General features: G+C 60.7%; 1 protein-coding gene. It reads right to left on the bottom strand.

Translation table 11 applies throughout. The features are described 5' to 3' along the window. Window positions 1-71: 71 nt before the first annotated feature. A partial coding sequence (locus tag BKD70_RS22090) for a phage minor tail protein L (protein ID WP_070415396.1) occupies window positions 72-539 on the bottom strand: 468 nt, incomplete at its 5' end.

Genomic DNA, 539 nt, shown 5'->3' with positions numbered 1-539 from the left:
AGCTTTCTTTGGGAAATTCAGCGGCCGCGTGGGCCTGAATCTGTTTCAGCATCGTTTTGTTCATGGGTTACCTATCCAATCAGCGAAGCGCCTGGCACCCCGCCAAATGGCAGCGGATTGCCGCGCCCGTGCCGTATCTCGCAATCACTCGGGCGACCGCCGCAACGATCAAGCGCAGGGTCATCCACTGGATTACCGTCGAGGTCGAACATCTTGATACCGGTGTAGTTGCAGTCCGGCCCGCGATACTCGCCCCACAGGCACCACTCGCAGCGGTTCATGATCAGGCCGCCGGGGAGCTTCTGCCCTTTCACGGCAGTGGGCGGCGCCAAGGAAAACACCACCTCCTCGCGCAGCAAACTGGTCACCTGGTTGATGTAGGAGATGTCCAGCTTCTCCATGCTGCTGGCCCCCGGGTTGCCCTCGGGAAAGTTCGCCGCGTCAAGGTACTTGGCGTAGGTCTGCCGCACCGTGAGCTTGACCCCGCTCATGCCCTGAAACTGGCGACACAGGGCAGTGATCGTGCCGTCGATGTTACT

Source organism: Pseudomonas sp. BS-2016, from assembly GCF_001806145.1.
GTDB classification, from domain to species: Bacteria; Pseudomonadota; Gammaproteobacteria; order Pseudomonadales; family Pseudomonadaceae; genus Aquipseudomonas; species Aquipseudomonas lundensis.
Note: the sequence above shows the minus strand (reverse complement) of the source record. Positions and strands in the feature narration are given on the sequence as shown.